Genomic DNA, 23952 nt, shown 5'->3' on the forward strand with positions numbered 1-23952 from the left:
GTATTTTTACACAATTGCCCCTCCGACATGTACACCTTATACGCCATTCCGAACTGCGACACCGTGAAAAAAGCCCGCACCTGGCTGGCCGACCACGGCATTTCCTACCAGTTTCACGACTACAAAAAACAGGGTATCGACCGTGCGACGATTGAGCGCTGGCTGACGCAGAAACCCTGGGAAGAGCTGGTGAACCGGGCTGGAGCGACCTGGAAAAAACTGCCCGATGCCGACAAGCCCACCGACGCCGAGGGTGCGATTGCGCTGATGCTGGAAAAAACGTCGGCTATCCGTCGACCACTGATCGAAGCAGACGACCAGATCATTGCGCTGGGGTTCAAAGCTGACGAGTACGCCGACACGTTCACGGCTTAATTTCCTCTACCGATGACACAGGACACGCAAAAGCAAGTACTCGATTCGCCGGAGGCCGTCCGGCTGCTGGTGAATTCATTCTACGAGAAAGTCCAGGTTGATCCGCTGATCGGCCCCATTTTTACCGACGTGGCCGATGTAGACTGGGCAAGTCACCTTCCCAAGATGTACGCGTTCTGGGAGTCGCTGATCCTGGGCAACGGCGCGTATAACGGCCACCCGTTCCGGCCGCACCTGCTCATCAACCAGCAGCATACCCTCCGGCGCGAGCATTTCGAGCGCTGGCTCACGCTGTTTTGGGCAACATTGACAGAGCATTTCACGGGCGAAACCGCCGAGCAGGTACGTCAGCGGTCCTTACAGATCGCCTCGGTCTGGAACCACAAACTGGAGTATATCAACAACCCGGTTGGTGAGTAATGGGAGGGTAATTTGGCTTCGGCCTATTGCTTCGCGCGTCGTGCCCTTCAACTACGCACGAAGCAATAAAACACTGACTGATAGCGCTTTTATCGGCAAAAATAACCCCCGAAACTGCCCCCTTTTGCGACGAAATTTGGCTTATTTACGTTATTATACTAGAACGTAAACAACAGGAAATTTCACAACATGGACTTACTTAAACTGCTCGACCCAACGCTGCATCACACCACAACGACGGCCCCGATTGGCAAGCGCCCGAAGACCAATGGAACCGCCACGGCGGCCATGCTGATTCGTATTGCGAGCGAGATGCTGGAGACATCACCTACCCTGCGCAAGCGCATGGGCATTACCCTCAGCGACCTGGCTGCTGCCGATAAGGTGCGCAAAGAATTGACCCGTAAAAGCCTGCCGGTTCAGTAATGCTGGCTGCTTGACGGGCTTTTGAAAGCATGTGTATGCGCACCCTGCTGACGCGCGTCAGCAGGGTGCGCATACGTAATTTTCATGACAGAGCCCCGCATTTATAAGTACTCATGATACGCGCTTCCAGCGCATGCCGACCCTAGCCATCAACACCATGGTCGCGGAGCTAAGTGGCATCAGCATGGCGGCAACGACCGGCGACAGATGCCCCACCGCCGCAAACGATAGCCCAACAAAATTATAAAGTAGCGAGATGCCGAAACTGAATCGGATGAGGTTCATGGCGAATCGGCTGTAGCGCATGAACCGGGGAAGTTGCCCCAGCGCTTTAACGGCCGGAATGGCATCGCTGACCGGGGTAAATCGGAGTGCATCGTCGGTTCCAGCAACGCCCACGCTGGCTTGTTTCAGCGCACCCGCATCGTTCGGGCCGTCGCCTGCTCAAGGTTGGTCAGCGGCCGGGCCAACACTTCCGTAACAGCTTCCGAGGCGGGGGTTGTCAACGTACCTGTCTTGTCGAAAACGATCGTATCACAGCCAGACAGCTGCTCGATGACATCGGCGTTTTTGAGGTAGGAACCCCACTTCCCCAAGCGCCAGCCCAAACCAGCCGATACCCATTTGTCATGGTACGCTGGTTGGTCGACACTGAGCCGCCCGGGTACGTTGCGGGTTAAACGACGAACCGCTTTGGGTGCTGCACGCTGGTGCCCCCCTTCTACCGGGTTAGCTTTTCTTTCATCCCCATGCTTCTCTAACAGGTGATATGGCCTATTTTTGGGTTATCACCTCGATTCGTATCGAAGCAAAGAGAACACCCTATGAAAAGACTAGTCTATTTCGCGCTGGCGCTAGTGTTGGCCGGAGCCTGTAAGCAAGGTTCTCTGATGAAGCCAACGACCAAACGAGTAGTCCTGACGGGAATCGACGGGTCCCGAAAACCGGGAGATGACTTTTTCACCTACGCCAACGGCATCTGGTACGATACCGCCCGCATACTACCCAGCCAGACAGGTGTAGGGTCTTATTCGTTCATGAATTACCCCCAGCGCCTGCGGCTGCAAGGGATTCTCGACAGCGTTTCGGCCGGCACTAACCCAGCGGGGAGCATCGAGCAAAAGGTAGGCGATTTTTATGCGTCAGGCATGGATCTGGCCGCTATCAATAAACGGGGTTACGACCCCATCAAGCCCGTGCTCGCCCGCATTGATGCCTTAACGGATGTGGCGTCCTTACTGACACTGGTGACCGACGAACAGAAGACAGGCAACGGCTCTATTATTGGCTTTTCGGTAGGTCCCGACAACAAACAGAGTTCAATCAATATTGCCCAGTTTTCGCAAACCGGCATTGGCCTGCCAGAACGGGATTATTATTTCAAAGCCGACTCGTCGACCCGTACTATTCAAAAGGCGTACAAAAATTACCTCGCCAGTTTGTTTCAACTGACAGGCACCGAAGCTACGGTTGCTCAGAAAAATGCCGCTGTTGCTTTCGACATTGAAAAACAGCTGGCCACCGCCCATCGCTCGAATATTGGGCTGCGGGATGTGAAAGCCAACTACAACAAACTGGCGGTTGCTTCGCTGGCCAGCCGATACCCCACCCTGCAATGGACAACGTTGCTGAGCCATTTGGGCCTACAGGTCGATTCGATCAACGTCAGACAGCCCGCTTACTACGACAAGCTGGATTCATTATTGAACGCGGTGGCTATCCAGGATTGGAAAGTGTACGTAAAAGCCAGAACGCTGAACAACTATTCAACTTTCTTAAGCCAGCCCTTTGTAGACGCCTCGTTTGCCTACGCGAAAATTCTGACCGGACAGGCGGTGAAACAGACCAGGGCCGAGGAGATGACACAGTCGGTTGATCGGTCGCTGGGGCAGGCGCTGGCCCAGCTGTATGTGAAAAAATACTTCCCCGAAAACGCCAAGAAACGAATGACGGTGCTGGTCGAGAACCTGGAAAAGGCGTTTGAAGCCCGCATCAACAAGCTGGACTGGATGAGCGATTCTACCAAAACAAAGGCCAAGGAGAAACTGGCCGCCTTCACGGAGAAGATCGGTTACCCAGACAAATGGCGGGATTATTCGAAGGTGACCGTGAAACGAGACGCTTATTTTGAGAACCGGTTGTCGGTCATTAAAAATGAGTACCTCTACAACCTGGCTAAAGTGGGGCAGCCGGTCGACCGGACGGAATGGCACACGACACCGCCAACCGTAACGGCCTACAACAATCCGCCGCTGAATGAAATTGTTTTTCCGGCCGGCATTCTGCAAAGCCCATATTTCGATCTGTATGCCGACGATGCACTGAACTATGGCGGCATTGGCATGGTGATCGGCCACGAAATAACGCACTCTTTCGACGATCAGGGTGCTCAGTTCGATAAAGTCGGTAACGTAACAAACTGGTGGACAAAAGCAGACTACGCCAAATTCAAAGCAAAAACCCAGCAGGTAATCGATCAATATAACCGGTTTGTCGTGCTCGATTCGGTACATGTAAAAGGGGCCTTGACCGTTGGCGAAAATACCGCCGACATCGCCGGCGTCGCCATTGCCTATGACGCCTTCAAACTGACCGAGCAGGGAAAAGACACGACGAAACTGGACGGCTTCACGCCCGATCAGCGTTTCTTTATTTCGGTAGCCAGAATATGGCGGGTGAAAACAAGGGATGAGTTCTTGCGGATGTACGTAAACACCAATCCCCACTCACCGGCCAAGTGGCGCGTGAACGGCCCGTTGATGAACTTCACGCCTTTCTATAACGCATTCAATGTGCAACCGGGCGACAAAATGTATAAACCCGAACAGGAACGGATCACCGTCTGGTAGGGACTGGATACCTGGCAGAATAACCAGTTGAACAGCATGGAAAAGGAACCGCTCTTGGCATTCATTCAGAAAAACGTAGCGGTTCCAGCCCATACGCTGCTGCACATTGCCGGTCATTTCGACGAAAAGGTCATTGGTAAAAACGACTATTTTCTGAAAGAAGGAACCGTTAGTAACGAATACCTCTTTGTCGTCGACGGGTTGCTGCGGGCGTTCACGTTCGATACCGACGGCAACGAAGTCACCACTTATTTTTATTCGAAAAACCGGGTGGTTTTTGAGGCGGCTTCGTTTTTCATGCGCACTGTTTCTACCGAAAACATCCAGGCATTGACGGATTGCATGGGGTACGCCATCACGTTCGATAAACTAAACGGCCTCTTCCATTCCGTACCCGAGTTCAGAGAGTTTGGCCGGGCCATGCTGGTCAGGGAATTTGTTGCGTTCAAACAGCGAACGCTGGCCATGATCAATAAGAAGGCCGAAGAACGGTATATCGATTTGATCGAGTCGAACAGGGATATTTTTCAATATGCACAACTCAGATACATTGCCTCTTATCTGGGCATTACCGACACGTCGCTGAGCCGGATCAGGCGGGAGTTTTCAAAGCAAAGGCGGTGACGTTTCTTGTCATTTGGCAAGTGTACCGCGCTGGGTATCAAGTTTCTTTGCCTATCAAAATCAGAAAGGCAATGAACAACTTACCACTTTACATCCCCCTTATTTTTGGCCTCACCGTGCTGGCCGCGCTGTATCTGTTCTACCGGGCCTCCCATCGGTCAGGCACCTTTTTACTGTTGGCAGGCGGCTGGATCGTCACGCAGTCAATCGTCAGTATGGCCGGTTTTTATACGGTCACCGATACCACTCCGCCCCGGTTGCCGCTGCTGCTGCTCCCGCCGCTCGTGCTGACGATCGTTCTTTTCGCCACCCGCAAAGGCAGCCAATTCATCGACGGCCTGAGCCTCGACTACCTGATCTTGCTTCACTCGATTCGGGTGCCTGTTGAGCTGGTACTCTACTGGCTTTTTGTCCAGAAAACCGTTCCGGAATTGATGACGTTTGAGGGTCGGAATGTTGATATCCTGTCGGGGCTTACTGCGCCGATCATGTACTACCTGTATGTCGTGAAGCACAGCATCGGTAAGCCGGTCCTGATTGGCTGGACTATTCTTTGCCTGGGCTTGCTGGTCAACATTGTCATGAACGCCGTTCTGTCTGTACCGGGCGTGTTTCAGCAATTCGCCTTCGACCAGCCCAATGTGGCTATCCTGTATTTCCCGTTTGTGTTGCTGCCAGCCCTGCTGGTGCCGCTCGTTCTTTTTTCGCATCTGGCCACCCTGAAGCAACTGACGACTAAGCGGCGCTGAACCTGGCAGCCAGCTTCTCGTTTGCTTTTGGCGCCAGGAGCTTTCCATGACCAAACACAGCTTTATCGAACGGACGTTGAGCAACCGCCAGAATGCTCTGAACGCCTTCGGCCCTGTCTTCGTATACCGTGCTGAAATCCAGCCCGACCATGTTGGCACAGAGGTCACCAGCAAGCAGGACGCCCTCCTGCTGTAGCAATAACGCAATGTGGCCACTGCTGTGCCCCGGCGTATGAAGCACCTCAAGCCCGCCCGCGATGGGCAGCACCTCGTTGTCGGTCAGGGGCCGATCAACCATCACCGGGTCAATGGCACTGCTACCCCGTTTGATGAACAGGTGATAGATAAACCAGTTGATCACCCCCGGCGACAGGTGAATAGGGGTTTCACCAGCGGTCCCTTTTTCGAGCAGGGGCACATCCTGATAATACGCCCAGACCGGAATGCCCAGCTCTTTTTTGATGGCCGCCGCACTGCCCGCATGGTCCGGGTGGGTGTGGGTCAGTATGATCTGTTTAATGGAAGCCGCCTCTTTCCCCGCCTTGCGCAGCGCCGAAAAAATGACCTTATTGCTGCCTTTATAACCCGTATCGATCAGCGTCAGGCCACCGTCGGTATCCTGGATGATGAACACATTGACCACACCCAGACTGATCTGGCTGAGCGAAGGTGTTAGTTGAATCAGCGTGGCCATAGAATGCACCCGAATTAGTTAGGCAAGCGGTAAATAAACGGTAAAGGCCGCACCTGCTCCGGGTTGACTGGTGGCGGTGATCTGGCCAGTATGATTTTCGACCACTTTTTTCACCACGGCCAGGCCAATACCTGTTCCGGTGTATTTACTACGGCCATGAAGGCGGTGAAACAGCTCAAAGATACGCTCCTGATAGACCTCATCGAACCCAATTCCCTGATCGGCAATGCGCAGGCTAACCCACTGCTGACTGGCAGTAGCAGGCACAGACAGCGGGAGCTGGTCGGCCCTGAGCAAATCGACCGTGACACGTACCTGAGGTGGCTGGCCAGGTCTGGTAAACTTAAGCGCGTTGGCGATCAGGTTTTGAAGTAGCTGCCTGAGTTGGGTCTTATCGCCGGGAATAACCGGCAATCCGTCCCCCTCGATCGTAATGGTGGCGTTCGTATCCCGGATGGTCGTTTCCAGATCGTCGAGCGTGTCCTGAAGCAGCGCTTGGAGCGATACAGGCTGGAGCGACACTTGCAGCGTTGTCAGCCGGGAATAGTCGAGCAGGTCTTTCACCAGCGTTTGCATCCGTATGGCTGCGTTCTGCATCCGCTGCAGCAGATCCCGCCCCGTGTCGTCGAGGGCATCGGTGTACTGTTTCCTCAGTAAGTCGCCGAACGAATAAATTTTGCGAAGCGGCTCCTGTAAGTCATGACTGGCTACGTAGGCAAACTGCTGCAGATACTCATTGGAACGGCTCAATGCGGCATTATGCGCTTCAAGCTGTTGCTGGTAAGCGCGTATGGGCGTAATGTCGGTGGTAATCAGCAATACGCCTGTTTGAAACGGCGTAATGGCATAGTCGTAGGTGATTCCCAGCTGCGGGTAATCAACAGTGTGATAGATGGGCGTCTCTGTTTTGACCACCGCCATCAGCGCCCTGAACAAATCGCGTTCCCGAACGGCGGGGAAAAGCGTACCCATCGTTTGATTCTGTATGGTTTCATGCGCCGCGAATTCCTGGCCAATAAAACGGGCAAACAGCGTCTGCGTAGCCGGATTAGCCAAGTCGATCCGGAAGTCTGCGACTTGCTGATCCTCCCCATATATAGGGCTGAGCACAATGATGCTGCTGACCGAACTGTCGAGCACACCAGTGATCAGTTCCGACTGGCCTTGCTGGGCCAGCTGGGCTTGTTTGAACGAGGTGATGTCCAGGTTCGTGATCACAAACCCATTCCCATGAGGTACCACCGTACTGTCGAACCACGATGTCTGAGACGCGCCTTCGTGGGTTGTTTCAAACCGATCGCTTTTGCCCGACTCGACCACGGCTATGTAGCGATCAAACAGGCCGTTCGTTTTCAGTTGAGGGTACAATTCCAGTAAACGCCGACCAGTAGTAGACGGATACGGACGAAAGTCACGGTAAGCCGCCAGTTCGTTGCCCGTGCCTGTCATGAAATCAATGATCTGGCCAGTCGCATCGCGAATGGCTTCGTAGTACCGAATGGCCGCCGGTGAGCTGTTCATCACGCTAGCCAAAAGCGATGCCGTTTGCTGGCCATCGGTAACGTCCTGAAACGAAACCAGCATTCCGTCGCCATATTTTACTACCGACACGTCGAGCCAGAGATCCAGCGTGGGCAGGTGCATCAGCTGGCTATGCGGTGTTCCCGACTCGACCACGGCCACGTACTGATGAAAGAAGGCATATTCTTTCATGTTCGCGTAACGCTGACTGATCGGCTGAGTTAGAATAGCCTCGCGGCTTTGCCCGACAATTCTGGCGCCAAACTGATTGCAGAGCATCGCTTGAAAATCAACGATTTCCCGGTCTTCATTGCGTATTGCCCGAAAAACGATGAGGCCAGTGGGCATCGTTTCAACGATGTCGGCCAGTGCCGTCGGCTTTTCAGGATCGGGCAATAGCTCCAGCGTAAGTACCAGCAGATTGGCTTCTACCTGTAGTAGTTCACAGGCGTAGGTGCAACATGAGCCCGCCGGCAAACAGGGCTGCTCAAGCTGAAATGTATGGAGTAACGGCTGGCTAAGTGCCTGCTCAAGCTGATCGATTAAGGCTGGCAGGTTAAAAGGAGTCGGCAATTGATCGAGTGTAGCGCCAACGGGAAGCATGGCTATACCCTTATCTAACCCTTTATCCGTAACAGTTCCCTGTCTGACCCGAAACTGAAGCGTAGGGTGGTGGGTAACTTCGAGTACCAGCGTGGCTTTTCTGACCGCATCAGGTCGAAGGCTATCAGGCGAAAAAAGACGATTCACAATAAGCTGGAAAGCGAGGCAAGGCAATTTACATGAATATAGTTATATATAGTATTAAATTCATTTACTAAAACTAACTGGCGGCTGATAAGCATACCCACTTGTTGCCCAATCGTTCAGACCTGTGAACGACTGGCAGTAGCTCATCAACCGTTTGTCAGCGTAGTCTACTGGGGAGGTTTCCATGCTCGGCTAGCGCCAGTTCGGTTAGGGGGCGGTTGAGCCAGTTGGCCAGCACCGCCACGATAACGCTGTGATCGTCGCGCTGGGGCAAGCCCGAAATGGTCATGGTGCCAATGAACGTACCCAGCAACCGGATGGGGAAACCGCCGCCATGGGTGGCATAATCGCGCAGGTCAAGGCCAGTCTTTTCCTGAAGGGTGGTCTGCTTTTGTTTCAGCTCAAGGCCAATGGCATACGAACTGCGTTGAAAATGCACTACGGTGTTTCGCTTGCGACGTACCCAATCACTATTATCGGGTGTGGTGCCAGGCATGGCGTAGACAAACAGGGGCTGGCCCACCAGTTGAATGTCGATAACCACGGCTTTTCCCCGCGCTGCCACGGCTTCTTTCAGTAACGTACCCAGCTGCCAGGCGGTATCGGCAGTGAACGTATCAAACTGAAGGTGTTCTTCCTGTAACGCAATCCGCGCCAGATCCTGTTCGATGGTCAAATCCATGCCACAAACATAAGCAAGGCCAGGAGTTGATCGGTCCGGCTCGTCGCCTACTTCGTATCTCTCGCTCTCCCTGCCGTCGGAATGACAAACGCAGCGCCTGGGTTGATTTATTCGCCAGGGCGGGGCATTTTACGCCTATTTTTGACCAGCCAACAACCAGCCTTTCTCTACCCTGTTTTTATGCTCGATCTCGTCATCACCGCCCGGTCTGCGTCTATTGGCAATGGTTTTGATGTAAAACGAATTCTACCGTACCGGCTGCGGCGGATGCTGGGGCCGTTTATTTTCATGGATCATGCGGGGCCGGTCAGCAAAACGCCCGCTGAACTGGTGCAGATGGACGTGTTGCCACACCCGCACATCGGCCTTTCTACGGTCAGCTACCTCTTCGACGGGCAGGTGACCCACCGCGATAGCCTGGGGGTGCAGCAGGTCATTCGCCCCGGCGAAGTAAACTGGATGACGGCGGGGCGCGGCATTGCCCATTCCGAGCGGTTCGAAGACCCGGCCCTGCTTGCTGCCAATGCGTTCGAGATGGTACAGACCTGGGTAGCGCTGCCCGAATCGGCGGAAGAAAACGCACCGACGTTTACTAATTATCAGCCTAACGAACTACCGATTTTTACCGAAACCGGCGTCTGGATGCGGTTGATCGCCGGTGATGCCTACGGCCTCACCAACCGCGTAAGGACCCACTCGCCGCTGTTTTATACCCACGTCGTTCTACAGGCCGGTGCCCGGTTTGGGCCGCCAGTTGGTTTTCCTGAACGGGGCGCCTACATCGCCAAAGGCAGCGTTGACGTAAACGGGCATACCTATGGCGTAGGGCAGTTGCTGGTGTTCAGTAAGGGGGTCGACCCGATCCTGATGGCGAAAGAGCCCAGCACGCTTATGCTATTGGGTGGCGAACCGCTGGGCGAACGCTTCATCTGGTGGAATTTCGTATCGTCGAGCCGCGAACGCATCGAGCAGGCCAAAGCCGACTGGCAGGCGGGGCGTATTGCCTTGCCGCCCAACGACAATGCTGAGTTTGTTCCCCTACCGCCCGACGACAGTTCGCGCCCGGCCAGCTCAAACCCACCGCCGCAGGCTTTGTCATAAACAACAGCGCCGCCCCGGTGGTGCCTATCGCTGATTACGTGTGTGTTACAATAATAAGCAAGCTATAGGCTGGTCTTAGTACACGCGGCATTCCTTAGAATAGCTCAGGGCCGTCTCCTGCTTTTCCGTTCACGGCCGGGGCTATAGCTAAGCCGATAGTCAGAAATGGGCCGGGTTGTGGGTCGGCGCTAAGCATGGTTTTATCGGCATTGATGAAGTCGAAACGGCGGCGGGTGGTGATGCCGGCAGCTAATTCCAGCACCAGCGGACCGGCTACTTTCCACTCCAGCGACGGGCCAATGGTTATGCGGGTGTAGCTGAGTCTGTTGATGTTGGGGGCTGCCGCAAACGACTCGCCAATATTGATAAAACTACCCGCCGTTCGGATACGCAACCCACCCTTTACCCGTTCATTCTTCGACTGAAAATAGGCCGTCAGGCTGGCGGGAAGTACCGTACTCAGCCCAAACGACTTCGTCTTGTAATTGAGCGTAACCACGGGCAAAACTGTCTGTGTGCCAAACCGGGTGCTGTAGGCCAATCCGCCGCCAATACCAAAGCCCTCACGGATCTGATAGCGAGCCAGTGCCACAGCCTGCATCCGAAAATCATTGCCCGACAGCGGTTTGGCCAAATCAGAAGAAAGGGTCGGCAGCGCCCCAGCGGTCAATGTCCACGTTGGCGATAAGCGCTTTGCCACGGTTAGCGAGTATACGATCGTGTGAAACGTCTGTTTCGCTTCGGGTTGGCTGAACAGCGGCGAGTTCGTGCTGGTTGCCGACAGTTGTGTGTAGCGAAGGCCATTCAGGAACACCATTTTCGATTTTTTGGCGAGGATCGGCACATTGACAAACGCACCGAATTCGCGGAAGGCTACTTCCTGACCCGTAGTGCTACCCTTAACGGCTACGTTGCGGTAATTGGCGTAATCGATACCTACCAGTTTCATCGACTGTCCGGGCGATTGCCTGGCGACCAGCATCGCTCCGGCAATAGTCAGGTAAAATTTCATACATATAGTGAAAGGGGGTGAATGATGCCTGGTGCTGGGTACGTCGGAGCCGTTGTCCACTCAATCAGTCGTCCATATCCTCGGCGGGAGGCAGGGCCAGATCATGTAAGGGACGCCCAAGCCAACCGGCGAGTACCTCCACAATGATGCCGTGGTCTTCGCGCATGGGCACGCCCGAAATGGTGATGGCGCCGATACAACCTGAACCACGCAGCCGGATCGGAAAGCCGCCCCCCGCCGCCGCATAATCACGTAACGGAAGCCTCGCCTGGTCGGTTAGGGTAGTCTGCTTTTTCTTCAATGCCAGCCGCACCGCGTAAGAGCTTTGGTGAAAACGCTCGACCACGTTTCGTTTCCGCCGAATCCAGTCGATGTTGTCGGGGGTGGTGCCGGGCATGGCATAGAAGAACAGGGGCTGGCCAAACAGTTGAATGTCGATCGCCACGGCTTTTCCCCGCGCTTCTACGGTGTCTTTCAACAACGTACCCAGCTGCCAGGCGGTGTTGGTAGTGAAGGCATCGAACTGGAGTTCATCCTCCTGAAGCGCCAGCAGCGCCAGATCATACTCGATTGTTGAATTCATAGCGCAAACATAGGCAAGACAGTTAGTTAACCAGGCCCGCTTACTCAGGCATTACTGGCCGGACACACCAGGTACGTTGGCTTTGACGTGCTCTGCTGGTGCCGGGGCCAACACCAGGCCCTTTGATTCCTCAGCGTTGCATGACCATCACGACCACAGCTTTCCCAAAACCGGCGGCTGGCACGCGTCAAGATGTCTCCTGCCGCCGGAATCACAAAACGCAACGTACCTGGCCTACTGCTGGTACACACGCACATAATCAACTTCGTACCGGGCTGGAAATTGGGTACTGGTCGGGTCGCCGCCGTTATCGCCGCCAATGGCCATGTTCAGCAATAGGTAGTGGGGCTGACAAAACGGGTTCTTCCCCGTTCCGTCCTGGTTGATCGTTTCGGCCAGCAACACCTCATTCAGTAACTGGTCATCGACGTACAGACGAATAGCCGTTTCGTCCCAGTCCATGCGCCAGACGTGGAAATTGGCCGACCACCCGGGGTCATTGAACGACGCCATCGGCGTTTTGGTGGTACTCCAGTGGGCTGTAAATCGCTTCGATGTCCCCCAGGCGACATTGGCCAGCAGCATGTCCCGGTAGTATTCCATGATATCGATCTCGCCGTTGGCTGGCCATTCCCCCGCTACGCCGAGGGTCCAGAAGGCGGGCCACAGACCGGGGCTGGTGTTGATCCGGCCCCGCATTTCGAACCGGCCATACTGCCAGCTGTGCAGGCCACTCGTTTTCAGGCTCGACGATGAATAGGCGATCGTTGGGCGGTCGGTTTTCCAGTTGCTGCTGGCTGGCTGGTAATTCGGATTGGGTCGGCTCTCTGTCCGGCCTTCGATGATCAGAAAGCCATTTTCGCACCGGGCGTTGTCGGTCTGATACCACTGCAATTCATGGTTTCGAACAAACCCACGCTCGAACGTCCAGTTTTTAGGGTCTGGCGGACCATCGGTATCAAACTCGTCCGACCAGACCAGTTTCCAGTCGGTTGCCTGCCCGTAGCTGCTCAAACTAAACAGCAGTGAGGTCACGAAAAGTAGCCGGTTCATGATCGTGGGGCAGCCTACTTACGGACCGTCAATTGTTGTAGAACAGACGCCAGTTGCTTCGGCTTATTCATGTAGGGCGCCAGGTTGAAGAGCGATACCTTCCGGAATTCGACGGGATGGCTTTCGCTTTGCAAGGCGATATACCCTTCCTTCAGCGGCTTGCCATCGATCTTCACGGCAGGGTCGGCCTGGCTGACGTTCCCACCACCAATCTGCGGTTTGGTGTAGCTCAGCACCGTGTCGCCGTCCATGATATGCTGCACCAGTGAATCGCCCAGCACCAGCATTTCGGCACGTACCCACTGCTCACCCGCGTAGGTTTTCGACTTCGAATCGATGCAGTGTGGCGTGAACAGTTTGCCGTCAAGCATCACGTTTGTGCCGGGCGTACACAGGTTGGCTGTATGCCGCTCGTGTTGGCCGTCTCCGCCAAGAAACTGCGTTTCCAGCGAAATGGGAAAATCCTGTTTCAGCCCCATCGTTTTGGGGTCCTGCGCATGCAGCATAGCCCCGCTGTTGCGAATGGCCCAACCCGGCCCCCCTTTCACCTGTTGGCCAACAAACCGGTACTCGACCACCAACAGGTACGCCGAGAAAGGCTTTTTGTAGAAAATATGCCCATACTGCTCGTCGAAGGCAGTGTACTGATCGTAATTCACTGCCATGTTACCATTCACGACGCGGAACGTATTCCCGTAATTGTCGTTGAGGGGATGGCCCGTAATTTTCACTTGCCAGTTGGTCAGGTCTTTCCCGTTGAAAAGCTGGATCCAGTCCTTTTGGCTGACCTTCTGCGCCAGGCCCAAGCTGGCTATAAAGAGAAAGCTGATCGTTATGGTTAATTGACGCATAGCAGAGTCGGGGTTTATTTACCAGATGGTGCAGCTTTGGGTAATTGAGCCGCGGTAGCGGTGGGGTTGACCAGAAGCCATTCCAGGCTGAAGAGGTCGCGGTTGGGCGTAGTTGGCTTTACAAAAACGAAATACAGGTCATGCTGGCCACCGGGATTGGTAATAGCTGTAGTCAGTTCTTTGTACGTATTCCAGCTTCCGGTGGGTTCGTAGGCCAGGGTACTCACTACTGGGCCGGTTGGCGAGTCGGCATGCACCTCAACCGTTGCGGCACGGTCTTTTGATGAATACCTGTACGTGAGCTGATCAATGCCCGCCAGGTCAATATTTTTCAGCACGAAGTAGGACTGGTTGTGGATGTTGCCCAGGCGCTTGCCCTGCCGGGTCATGTTACTGAGTTCATCGGCCTCACTGCCCAGTATTTTAGTAGGCCGGAGTACCAGCACGTCGGTCTTCGTAAGCGACAGTGGTGATTTCCGGCTGGTGGCCGGGGTAGCCACGGGGCCTTTATCCGTGTAGGAGGCGGTGAGTACGTACCGGCCCTGCTGCTCTTTCCCTACATGCTCGGCCAGCATCAGCTTACCCTGTTGCGGCAACCTGTTTTCGGTTGGTTCGTTACCCACCGAGAGAATATACTTCACAATTTCGGTGGCTTCCTCCCGCGATAGCTGTGGGTGGGCGCTCATGGCATGTTCGCCCCAGACACCGCCACCACCTATGATGATTTTATTCGCCAGCCTGGCCGTGGCCGTCTTGTCATCCCGGTACCGTTTGGCCACTTCCGTAAACGACGGACCAACCGATTTGGCGTTCAACTGATGGCAGGCTTTACAATCCGACCCGGCGATGAGCGACTTGCCCAGGCCAAACGTCGACGTTAGTTGTTGGTGACCCATCAGGGGTTCGCTGCTCACTTTGGGAATGTAGTTCAGCACCACTTTCACGTTTTTCCTGTCGATCACCTTGTCTTCTTTGTCCCGTATGTTCACGCTATAGGCAAGCGGCGCGGTAGTCGGTGGAAAAAACGTGCGATTCTGCGGAACAGCAATGGCGACTTGCGGCGCGGTGTTTCCCACTTTGATCGTCATCGTGTCGGAGTTCGACTGGCCCGACTGATCGGTTACGGTCAATATAGCGGTATAGATACCATTTTTGCGGAAAGTGTAGGTCGGGTTCACCTCAGTCGACGCTACCTTGCCTCCTTCGAAACGCCAGGCATAACGTACCTGATCACCCGAATCAAAGTCGCGGCTTTTGTCGCCCTTGAACGCGACCGTCAGTGGAGCCAGGCCAATGGTATCGGCCGCCGTCACCTGCGCAACGGGAGGGCGGTTCCCGGCGTTGAAGTCGACTCTTACCAGCCGGGCGTCTTCATTATCGATGCCATATACTGACCCGTATTCCAGCATGTAGATACTCCCGTCCGGGCCAATTTCCATGTCGACCGGGCGACGGAAATCACCGGCTGCCGGCATGAAGGCTTCCATCGACTGGTAATTCTGGTCCTTATCGAGGCGCACGGCAAACACCCAATTGCGCATCCAGTCGTACATAAAAAGGGCTTTGTCGTAGTAAGCAGGCAGTTTTGTATTCGATTTCAGCGCGGCATCGTAATGATATACGGGGCCACCCATGGCACAACGGCCACCCACGCCCAACTGGGCAAACTCATTCGACTTGTCGTACGGATACCAGACCATTGCCTTCTGGGTGGGTGGCAGGGTTTTCAGGCCCGTATTGTTTGGCGACTTGTTAACGGGAGCCTTGAGGTCAAATAGCGCGCCGACTTCCTTACTCGCAAAATCATACTGGTAGTAGGGTTTGCTGTCGCCGACGAAATAAGGCCAGCCATAGTTACCTGCCTTTTTGGCCTGGTTGAACTCATCGTAGCCGCGTGGCCCCTGTTTACTGTCGGTACCGGCATCAGGGCCAATTTCGCCCCAGTACAGGATTGAAGTGACCGGATCGACCGAGATCCGATAGGGATTCCGGCACCCCATCACATAAATTTCGGGCCGGGTATTGGACATACCTACCGGAAACAGGTTTCCCGCCGGGATGGTATAGGCAGGCTGCCCCTGGGCGATGGCTGATTCCACATGAATACGCAGGATTTTTCCCCGCAGGTCGTTGGTATTGCCCGCCGAACGCTGGGCGTCGAAGGTCAACCGGCCCTCGCGGTCATCGATGGGGGCATGGCCGCCCGATTCAAACGGTACGGTATTATCACCGGTCGAGATAAACAGGTTTCGGTGGGCATCCCAGCACATGGACCCACCCGTATGGGCGCTCACTTCCAGGTCGATCGGAAATTCGATGATCACCTTTTCGGAGGCCACATCCAGGCTGCTGTCGTTATTGATGGTGAACCGGGCAATACGCTGTTTGGTCTGCTGCTGGTCCTGAACCGTGTAAAAGAAATAAAGGAAGTGGTTCCGGGCAAAGTCAGGATCGATGGTCATTCCCAGCAGACCATTCAGGTATTTGTCGACAGCCTTGACCGGAAAGTCGTAGAGCAGGCGCGTTTTTTTCTGGGCGGGATCATAGCCGTAAAACTTACCGGCCCGTTCCACAAAAAACACCCGGCCATCGGGCGCAACGGCCAGCTCCATCGGCTCGTTGAGGTCGTTGGACAGTACCGTTTTGGTGAACCGGTTTTCTTCGGGCCGGTTCACGGTATCGGCCAGGATCGGCGTTGAGCGGGTAGTGATTGGGTTCGACCATCGGTCGGGTATCGTGGTGAGGCCAAGCAGTACACCAAGGACTGCGCTGTATCGTATCAACGGGAAGAGCATGAAAAAGAAAGAAAAGTGTGCGACTAAACTAACCAAGCCGGATTGCCCAATCACCTGCTCTATCGAATATACGTCAAATCAGGCTGGACATCGTGCAAAAATAAACCAGTCGAGATTAGCGAGACGGGTATCTCCGCCACCGGGCCGGAATAAATCAGTCACTTCGGCCCGGACGGTCTACCAATCTTTTTTCTATGCGTTTCCATACCTGTCAACCGCCCTGGCAGGAGCCGTCGGCGTATAGCCAGCCGGTGTTCAGGTCGAGAATGATACGGTCAATGGCGGGCCTGCTGGCGGGCGCAGGTACGTTGTGCAGGCTGGCCATCGGCTATACGCCTTACATGGCGTTCATGGAGTTCGATCAGCACCTGGCTGATAGGCTACGTGATCTATTCAGCCGGCAACCATTGGCAAGCTTACCTTTGCTGCCAACTGAACCATCGGCCCGTTCGTATGTCCTCGCAGGTACCTGTCTATAAACTCAACTCGTTTGCCCGGTACGAGCCGAACGCACGCTTCTACATGACCCGGCTGGAAACGCTGGTTCGGGAATTTAAAGGCATTGATCAACCCCATTCCCATACCTTTTACCTGGTCATGTGGATTAGCCAGGGGAGCGGCAGTCATACCATCGATTTCAAGACGTACCCCATCAGACCGAATCAGCTCTATTTCCTCACACCTGGCCAGGTTCACAGCTGGCAGCTATCAGCCGACACACGGGGTTTCAATCTATTTTTTGAACCTGGTTTCTTTCAGGCGCGGCTGGGAAACCGGCTACTTCAATACTCATTTTATCACTCCCACCAGCACGTACCACTGCTGGAAGTCCAGGAGCAGCAAAGCCTGTTCAGCGACCTGTTCAAGCACGCCTATCAGGAATATGACCACCAGCAGGCCAACCGGTCCGACGTATTTCTGTCGTTCGTACACCTCATCCTGGAATCGGCGAATCGGCTGTACGACCGGCAGCTGACCAATGCCGATGTGCATGACTATGACCGGATCCGGCAGTATGAATCGTTGCTGGAAGCACAGTTTATCCAGGTGCGGGCGGTTAGTGCTTATGCCGCCCAGCTGGGTCTGACGCCCAACCACCTGAACCACATCTGCAAAAAAGTACTGGGAAAAACGGCTAGTCAGCTGCTTCACGAACGGCTGCTGATCGAAGCCCAGCGCCTGCTTACCCACACGGCTCAATCGGTGAAAGAAGTGGGGTTCGCGTTAGGCTTCGATGACCCCTCCTACTTCGTTCGTTTCTTCAGGAAATATGCCGGCCAAACACCAGTTGAATTTCGCAAAGAGCTGGCGCACGATCATTGATTTGTCCCATACACGCCTTGGTTTGTGGTAGAACGGCGACGCACCCGGCGGTACTTTTGTTGGGTAAACAGCGCCGATCAAGAAGCCTTAGCCGGGCTGCTTTACGTCACCAAACCAGTAATAGCCATGTCTTCCGATAGCCGATTTTATAGCATTGTCACTAACAAATGTCCCCGTTGTCACCAGGGAGATTTCTTTACCAGCCAGAGCGCCTTCAGCCGGAATTTTGACCATATGCCTGATCACTGTCCGCACTGTGGCGCGAATTATATGCCTGAGCCGGGCTTCTACTGGGCATCTATGTTTGTCAGTTACGCCTTCTTCACCATCTGGACCCTCCTCACATTCCTGGTTGCCGTTGTCTGGCTCAACCTGGATGTGACCTATTACCTGATCGGGCTGGTACCCACTCTTTTCCTCCTGACGCCTTATTTCTTTCGGATGGCACGACGTACCTGGTTGACCCTGTTTATCAAACCTGCGCCGGTTCAGCCTGCCTCACTCGATAACGCCGTAGCCGCTTCTTAGAGGCGGTCACTTTCCAGCCATATCGTTCGCCATCCGGTGGGGTAACCAGGAAATGACTGGTGCAAACAATCAGGAAAATAACAAAATACGGCCGGTTCGCTTTATCTGACAGGCCAGTATCACCGATATGCTTCCAGAATACGTTCGGGGTCGATTGGCTGGCAACTGTAAACCAACGAACAACCATGAACGAAGAAACGGTAAAAAAAGCCGCCCGTATCTTACTGGGCAGCACCTTGATCTTTGCCGGTGTCAGCCACCTCACCTTTGCCCGGAAAGCCTTTCGCGCGCAGGTGCCCAATTGGGTTCCGCTAAAAAAAGACGATACGGTGGTGTATTCGGGCTTCGCCGAAATCGCCCTGGGCAGTGCGCTGGTGTTCACGAACAAGAAGCATCAGGAAACGGTCGGGAAAGTGGCGGCCTCGTTCTTCGCGGCTGTTTTCCCCGGCAATATGTCGCAATACACCAACCATCGGAGTGCCTTTGGCCTGGACACCGACAAAAAGCGCTTCGCCCGCCTGCTCTTTCAGCCGGTGCTTATTTACTGGGCCTTGAAAAGCACGGCTTCGCACTAAGCCTGCTCACGGATCTGCTACCTGACTATCAGCCCATACGCCAACGAACAGGTCCATACCAGAACAGGTTCAGCCAATAAACCCACTGGGCGTATAGGCTGAACCTGTTCTGGTATGGACCTGTTCGTTGGCTCCCTCGTTTTCGGCTCGGGCACTTGGGTCAGCCACTGGCCATCTTGAGCGGCCAGTGGCTGAGAGTAATTATTCTGCTTTCAGCACCTTGACGGTCTGGCGTTGGGTTGGGGTACTTACCTGCAACAGGAATACCCCTGCCCCCTGCTCGCCCAGCGGGAACTGGTACTGCTCGGCAGGCTGTGGGCTGGCTACCTGCTTTTGGGCAATTACCCGGCCCTGCGGTGTAACCAGGACTACTTGCAGGGGTTGCCCAGCCGCCCCGCTAACCTGGAATGATAGTACCTCGTCGCGTACGGGATTACCCAGCACCGTTACCGCTAACTGGCTTTCGGGTTCGGCTACAGCCAACCGGTACGCAGCGCCCGGCTCGCGCCCCCACACGCGATCAGCGCCCACGTAGACCACCACCCGGCTATTGGCGCTCGACTCGGCGGGCTGTTCCTGGTACGAGTAGTCGTTGGTCTGATCGAAGCGGCCGCCATCTGGCTTTGAGATGCGGTAACGGATACGGCCTGCGCTGGCCCCGGCAGCCAGTTGACCGCCCTGGTTAAAGCGAATTTCCAGGTAATAATTAGCGCCCGCCACTGCCGGACTTAGTGCCACCAGCTGCGTTTGCACGTTGCCTTCGTCTACTTCTACTTGCAACCGTTCGCTGCCGTCGGAAGTGAAATAGTAGCGCGCTTTCAGATCACTATAGTTCACCGGTACGTTGCCTTCGTTGCGCACCTCCAGATAAGTGCTGATCTGGGTGGCCGACGGGCCATTCTTACTTTCGGTCAAAGCCCGTAGCGCCCGGACCTGGGTGGCGGTGCCGGGCTCTACACCCGCAATAAGCACCCCGTTGTAATAGGCCGTGATGCGCTGAGTACCCACCAGCTGGTTGCGAACCGACGCATACGAATAGTCGTTCAGCTCATTCAACCCCGAATAGTCACTCTTGGCAAAATACGCCTGAATAGACCCGGTGTTCCCGTTAGGAGCCAGACTTCCGGCCCCGGCGGTGAAGCTGTATTCTACATAGCCCGAGGCGCCCTGCTGGGCAGGTGACAGGGGTACATAACGCAGCCGCACGTTCCCATTACCCACCTGCGCGTAATTCACCGACAGATTGCTCAGCGCCGCCGTGCCCTCCACCGTCAGGTAATAGCGCAACGTCAGATTGGCCAGCGGCAAACTGCCCAGGCCCTGGTTTTGCAACTGGATCAGGGGTTGAATGGCGTTGTTGTCTGCGTAGTTGTCCACATCACGGTGCAGTACCGTCAGCCGACCCCCTACCGTGACAACGGCCGTAGCCAGCGGGCTGGTGCACCCGTCTACCTGGCAGTTGGCCTGGTAGGTGAACGTACCTGGCTGGTTAGTAGCCACTATAATAGTCGACCCCGTGCCCGAACTGTTGGCAGGGCCACTCCAGCTGATAGTGCCCGCGCAGCCACCAATTACCAGGTTGACATTCCCCGAGTTGACATCGACGGTCACGGCAGACTGGCTGGCCGGATAGGCCCCTCCGCTCTGGGTCAACAGCGTAGGCGTGGGTGGTGTAGCTTTGACCCGCACGATCTGGGTAGCGGTGTTGGCGCAGCCGTTGGCATCGGTATAGCGGTAATCGACGGTGCGGTTACCCACCGCCAGCGTAGCCGGGTTGAATTGGGTAGCCGGTGTGCCATCAATGACGAAACTGCCTCCCACTGGCGTAGCCGTCAGCGTGACGGTGCCCGCATCCTGACAATAGGCATTGGCCAATCCGGTAATGGAGAGAAATGGCAGCGGGTTGACCGTCACGTTCTGGGTCGTGGCGTTGGTACAGCCGTTCCCATCCGTGTACATATAGCGCACGGTATGGGCACCCAGGGCGATGGTTCCCGGTGCAAACTGGGTAGCCGATGTGCCATCCACGGTGAAGCTACCGCCCGCCGGTGCTCCCGTCAGGGTGACGGTGGCGGCATCCCGGCAGTAAGCGCCGGCCAAGCCTGTGATCGATACCACTGGCAGCGGATTGACTGTTACCGATTGAGTGGTTGTATTGGTGCAACCATTGCTGTTCGTGTAACTGTACAGTACTGAGTGAGCACCCGCTGTCAGGTTGGCCGGATTGAAACTCGTTGCCGAATTCCCGTCAATGGTGAAGCTACCGCCTGTAGGTGACCCTGTCAATGTCACGGCCACGGCGTCTTTACAATAGGCACTGGCTAAGCCTGTGATCGATACTACGGGCAGCGGATTGACCGTCACGTTCTGGATGGTATTGTTCGTGCAGCCGTTCCCATCCGTATAGGTGTAGTATACCGTATGAGCGCCATCGGCGAGCGAAGCCGGGTTGAACTGCGTCGCCAACGTAGCTCCGTCGATGTAGAAGCTGCCGCCCGAGGGTGTAGCCGTTAGCGTAACGGCCGCCGCATCTTTGCAGTAAGCACCGGACAGACCCGTAATGGCCACCACCGGCAGGGGATTCACCGTCACTGTCAGAGGGGCGCGTACACTTTCGCAGCCATTGGCGTTTGTCTGGCTGACATAATACGTAAAGGTACCGGACGTAGCGGTAGACGGGGTAATGCTCGCAAAAGCCGTGCCTCCAGCAGGACCAGCATAGAACTTTAGACCAGTGCCTGTGGCCGTCAGGGAAGACGAAGAAGCACCGGTGCAGTAGGCAACGTTGGTAACAGTTGGTGCCACGGGCAGCGCATTAACCGTCACGTTCTGGCTGGCCGTATTGGTACAGGTTCCATTCGAGTAAGTATAGATCACGGTGTGGCTGCCTGCCGCCAAGTTGCTGGGGGCGAACTGCGTTGCCGCGTTACCATCCACGGTGAAACTACCACCCGTTGGTGAGCCCGTCAGGGTAACGGCCGCTGCATCCTTGCAGTAAGCGCCGGCCAACCCTGTGATCGACGGCGTTGGCACCCCATTGATCGTTACGACCTGGCTAGCTGTGTTGACGCAGCCGCTGCCGTTGGTATAGCGATAAATGACGGTATAGGTACCTACGGCGCGTGTGGCCGGATCCAGAGTCGTAGCCGCCGTACCGTTGATGGTGAAGCTACCGCCAGCGGGCGTTCCTGTCAGTGTTACCGCCGACGCATTTTTACAATAGGCGCTGGCCAGGCCGGTAATGGCGGGCGTTGGCAGGGCATTCACCGTCAGTAAAGCCCCCGTTGAATTGGTTGAACCCGTACTGTTGGTGGCCACCGCCCGAAAATATTGACCATTTACCGACGCATTGGTGGCAATGCTTAGCGTACTGGTTGTACCGGAGGTTGACACGGTGTAGATGCCGCCAGTAGCAACCGTAGTTGGTGAGTTAAACCCGGCATTATCATCCTGCTGCCACTGAAAACTGGTAGCGCCCGTGGCGGTAGCCGTAAACGTGGCCGTATTACCCGCACAAACGGCGGTTGGCGCAGGGGCTTGCGTGAAGCTGGGCGCGGGCGTTGTCGGCGCTTGTACAGTGGCGGTAGCGTACCACAGCTTGCGGGTATTTTGAGCACTGCATGCACCACTGCCCGTAGTCAAATTATCGAACAGGATAATGACCCGGCCGCTGCTGGATAAAATAGCGGATGGGTAATTGCCGGCACTAGCCTCAGCCGGGGCGGTGTAGGCCAGCGCCGTTGCCCAGGTACCAGTACCGCCAGGCTGATAAGCAAAGCCTACCTGTGCACCTCTGGAATAGTAGCCAAAGGATTTACTGCCGTTACTGTTTATATGAAACGAGCCGTCGATAAGATCGCCCGATAGGTTACTGTTAACCTGCTGGGGTGCCGAGAAGCTACCCGAGGTATTGTTGGTACTATTGATCTGGTCGAGATAGTTAGAATAAACGATGTATACCTTGTTGTTGGCATCCGTATCAATACCGAGCGTATTGCCCTGGGTCTGGTCCTGAGCGCCCTCGGCCACCACGGTGAGTGGTGACCAGCTACCTGAGCTGTTGGTCATGTATACCAGGCCTCCATTACGGCCCAGATTGTTTGTCTCCCGCTGAATGGCCAGGTGCGCTTTACCTGCGCCATCAATGGCCATGTCAAAATTGTTGACTTCGTTGGCCGGTACGCCACCATTTATGCTCAAGGCCGTCTCGCCAACCCAGTCTGTTCCCGTGTAACGGTAATAACGGATTCCATAGGTACGGGGCGAATTGACATCAGATACAATGAAAGCAACGTGTGGTTGATTCGTGTTATCCACCTCAATAACCGGATCATTGGTGCCTTTGAAGCCACTGGGATCGGAGAAGGTCTGGACTTCGGTAAAGGTCCAGCTTGTTCCGTTGGTGCTCAAGCCATACCAAACGCCCCGGGTGCTGGTTGTGCCGCCGCCCCGTGAACCTCTGAAGGTGACGTGAAACCTGCCCAGCGCATCAATGGCGATATCGACGTCATCCGAGGCCGAGTCAAAGTTAGGTATGTTGATCGGCGAGCCGCTGTTGCCCGTTGGAGCGAATGTACTGACGGTTGTCCAGCTGTTGCCATCAAACCGGATCAGTTTGTAGATGGCCTCCAGCCCAGATCCTTTGCGCCAGAATCCATACACCTTTCCGTCGACGGGATTAACGGCCAGCGAGCTGAACGGCCAGTCGCAACCTGTACCGAGCTCGATCTGCGCCGTCGTGAAGGTAGACACTTGTGCCTTTGTCGGTGACCAGGCAAGTAGGGTCAGGCCAAACGCCAGCAGGCTGACCAACAGCGTGTTCCTGACTAGTAACCACCTGTTGGCGGGATAGCTTGTGGAACCAGAAAAGCATAACGTAGAAATTAACATATGATAATATTTATTAGATAAAAACAAAAAAAGAGAACCCGGATTACTCATCATTGGTCCGTGCCACTAGGCGGCTGGCTGCTACGCCAGGCACGTCGGACACGTTTCTCAAAGCGATTTTAATATGCACACATTTACATATGTGTATTTT

At 55.1% G+C, this 23952-nt stretch carries 22 protein-coding genes; 11 read left to right on the plus strand and 11 right to left on the minus strand.

Annotation, left to right across the window (positions count from 1 at the left end; translation table 11 throughout):
* Positions 1-27 precede the first annotated feature (27 nt).
* The 3 genes from ACAW75_RS19345 to ACAW75_RS19355 all read left to right on the plus strand — a co-directional run bounded on the left by ACAW75_RS19345 (position 28) and on the right by ACAW75_RS19355 (position 1221).
* A complete protein-coding gene (locus ACAW75_RS19345) occupies positions 28-375 on the plus strand; it encodes an ArsC family reductase (RefSeq protein ID WP_370730422.1) in 348 nt (115 codons plus the stop codon).
* Positions 376-387: 12 nt separating this feature from the next.
* Entirely contained in the window at positions 388-795 is a 408-nt protein-coding gene (locus ACAW75_RS19350; RefSeq protein WP_370730393.1) for a group III truncated hemoglobin, read from the plus strand.
* 189 nt (positions 796-984) lie between these two features.
* The gene (locus ACAW75_RS19355) at positions 985-1221 is read left to right on the plus strand and encodes a hypothetical protein (protein ID WP_370730394.1); all 237 of its coding nucleotides are present in this window, start codon (positions 985-987) and stop codon (positions 1219-1221) included.
* Between the two features lie 111 nt (positions 1222-1332).
* Here ACAW75_RS19355 and ACAW75_RS19360 read toward each other — a convergent pair whose 3' ends face one another.
* Together ACAW75_RS19360 and ACAW75_RS19365 are read right to left on the minus strand one after the other, a co-directional pair.
* Positions 1333-1620, minus strand: a complete 288-nt coding sequence (locus ACAW75_RS19360; protein WP_370730395.1) for a hypothetical protein — start codon at positions 1618-1620, stop codon at positions 1333-1335.
* Positions 1621-1631: 11 nt separating this feature from the next.
* Positions 1632-1829, minus strand: a complete 198-nt coding sequence (locus ACAW75_RS19365; RefSeq protein ID WP_370730396.1) for a hypothetical protein — start codon at positions 1827-1829, stop codon at positions 1632-1634.
* Between the two features lie 216 nt (positions 1830-2045).
* Here ACAW75_RS19365 and ACAW75_RS19370 point away from each other — a divergent pair, with 216 nt between their 5' ends.
* From ACAW75_RS19370 to ACAW75_RS19380, 3 genes are all read left to right on the plus strand, one after another.
* A complete protein-coding gene (locus ACAW75_RS19370; RefSeq protein ID WP_370730397.1) occupies positions 2046-4070 on the plus strand; it encodes a M13 family metallopeptidase in 2025 nt (674 codons plus the stop codon).
* A 36-nt stretch (positions 4071-4106) separates the two neighbouring features.
* Entirely contained in the window at positions 4107-4694 is a 588-nt protein-coding gene (locus tag ACAW75_RS19375) for a Crp/Fnr family transcriptional regulator (protein ID WP_370730398.1), read from the plus strand.
* 71 nt (positions 4695-4765) lie between these two features.
* Positions 4766-5443 carry a DUF8737 domain-containing protein gene (locus ACAW75_RS19380; RefSeq protein WP_370730399.1) on the plus strand — a complete coding sequence of 226 codons (678 nt, stop codon included), beginning with the start codon at positions 4766-4768 and terminating at the stop codon, positions 5441-5443.
* Here the strand turns inward: ACAW75_RS19380 and ACAW75_RS19385 are convergent.
* The 3 genes from ACAW75_RS19385 to ACAW75_RS19395 all read right to left on the minus strand — a co-directional run bounded on the left by ACAW75_RS19385 (position 5430) and on the right by ACAW75_RS19395 (position 9090).
* Entirely contained in the window at positions 5430-6137 is a 708-nt protein-coding gene (locus ACAW75_RS19385) for an MBL fold metallo-hydrolase (protein ID WP_370730400.1), read from the minus strand. The two genes, ACAW75_RS19380 and ACAW75_RS19385, sit on opposite strands and share 14 nt — an antisense overlap.
* Positions 6138-6155: 18 nt before the next feature.
* Entirely contained in the window at positions 6156-8408 is a 2253-nt protein-coding gene (locus tag ACAW75_RS19390; protein ID WP_370730401.1) for a PAS domain-containing sensor histidine kinase, read from the minus strand.
* A gap of 157 nt (positions 8409-8565) precedes the next feature.
* The gene (locus ACAW75_RS19395) at positions 8566-9090 is read right to left on the minus strand and encodes a heme-degrading domain-containing protein (RefSeq protein ID WP_370730402.1); all 525 of its coding nucleotides are present in this window, start codon (positions 9088-9090) and stop codon (positions 8566-8568) included.
* A 180-nt stretch (positions 9091-9270) separates the two neighbouring features.
* Between ACAW75_RS19395 and ACAW75_RS19400 the strand changes: the two genes are divergently transcribed.
* Positions 9271-10191: a pirin family protein gene (locus ACAW75_RS19400; RefSeq protein WP_370730403.1), complete on the plus strand. Its 921-nt coding sequence runs from the start codon at positions 9271-9273 to the stop codon at positions 10189-10191.
* Between the two features lie 94 nt (positions 10192-10285).
* On the opposite strand, the gene ACAW75_RS19405 is transcribed toward ACAW75_RS19400, so the two are convergent.
* The 5 genes from ACAW75_RS19405 to ACAW75_RS19425 form a co-directional block, all read right to left on the minus strand.
* Positions 10286-11203 (minus strand): DUF6268 family outer membrane beta-barrel protein, encoded by a 918-nt coding sequence (locus ACAW75_RS19405; protein WP_370730404.1) that lies wholly within the window; start codon positions 11201-11203, stop codon positions 10286-10288.
* 64 nt (positions 11204-11267) lie between these two features.
* Positions 11268-11786 (minus strand): heme-degrading domain-containing protein, encoded by a 519-nt coding sequence (locus tag ACAW75_RS19410; protein ID WP_370730405.1) that lies wholly within the window; start codon positions 11784-11786, stop codon positions 11268-11270.
* Positions 11787-12020: 234 nt separating this feature from the next.
* Entirely contained in the window at positions 12021-12839 is an 819-nt protein-coding gene (locus tag ACAW75_RS19415; protein WP_370730406.1) for a glycoside hydrolase family 16 protein, read from the minus strand.
* Positions 12840-12853: 14 nt separating this feature from the next.
* Positions 12854-13690 (minus strand): 3-keto-disaccharide hydrolase, encoded by an 837-nt coding sequence (locus ACAW75_RS19420; RefSeq protein ID WP_370730407.1) that lies wholly within the window; start codon positions 13688-13690, stop codon positions 12854-12856.
* A gap of 14 nt (positions 13691-13704) precedes the next feature.
* Positions 13705-16485: a PQQ-dependent sugar dehydrogenase gene (locus tag ACAW75_RS19425; protein WP_370730408.1), complete on the minus strand. Its 2781-nt coding sequence runs from the start codon at positions 16483-16485 to the stop codon at positions 13705-13707.
* Positions 16486-16679: 194 nt separating this feature from the next.
* Here ACAW75_RS19425 and ACAW75_RS19430 point away from each other — a divergent pair, with 194 nt between their 5' ends.
* From ACAW75_RS19430 to ACAW75_RS19445, 4 genes are all read left to right on the plus strand, one after another.
* Positions 16680-16964 carry a hypothetical protein gene (locus tag ACAW75_RS19430; protein WP_370730409.1) on the plus strand — a complete coding sequence of 95 codons (285 nt, stop codon included), beginning with the start codon at positions 16680-16682 and terminating at the stop codon, positions 16962-16964.
* Positions 16939-17808, plus strand: a complete 870-nt coding sequence (locus ACAW75_RS19435; protein WP_370730410.1) for a helix-turn-helix domain-containing protein — start codon at positions 16939-16941, stop codon at positions 17806-17808. Before ACAW75_RS19430 ends, ACAW75_RS19435 begins: the two co-directional genes overlap by 26 nt.
* A gap of 234 nt (positions 17809-18042) precedes the next feature.
* On the plus strand, positions 18043-18336 hold the full coding sequence (locus ACAW75_RS19440) for a DUF983 domain-containing protein (protein ID WP_370730411.1): 294 nt from the start codon (positions 18043-18045) through the stop codon (positions 18334-18336).
* Positions 18337-18521: 185 nt separating this feature from the next.
* A complete protein-coding gene (locus ACAW75_RS19445) occupies positions 18522-18911 on the plus strand; it encodes a DoxX family protein (protein WP_370730412.1) in 390 nt (129 codons plus the stop codon).
* Positions 18912-19112: 201 nt separating this feature from the next.
* Here the strand turns inward: ACAW75_RS19445 and ACAW75_RS19450 are convergent, their stop codons facing one another.
* Entirely contained in the window at positions 19113-23801 is a 4689-nt protein-coding gene (locus tag ACAW75_RS19450; protein WP_370730413.1) for a cellulose binding domain-containing protein, read from the minus strand.
* Positions 23802-23952: the final 151 nt, after the last annotated feature.

The organism is Fibrella arboris (genome assembly GCF_041321095.1).
In the GTDB taxonomy this organism is placed as follows: Bacteria; Bacteroidota; Bacteroidia; order Cytophagales; family Spirosomataceae; genus Fibrella; species Fibrella arboris.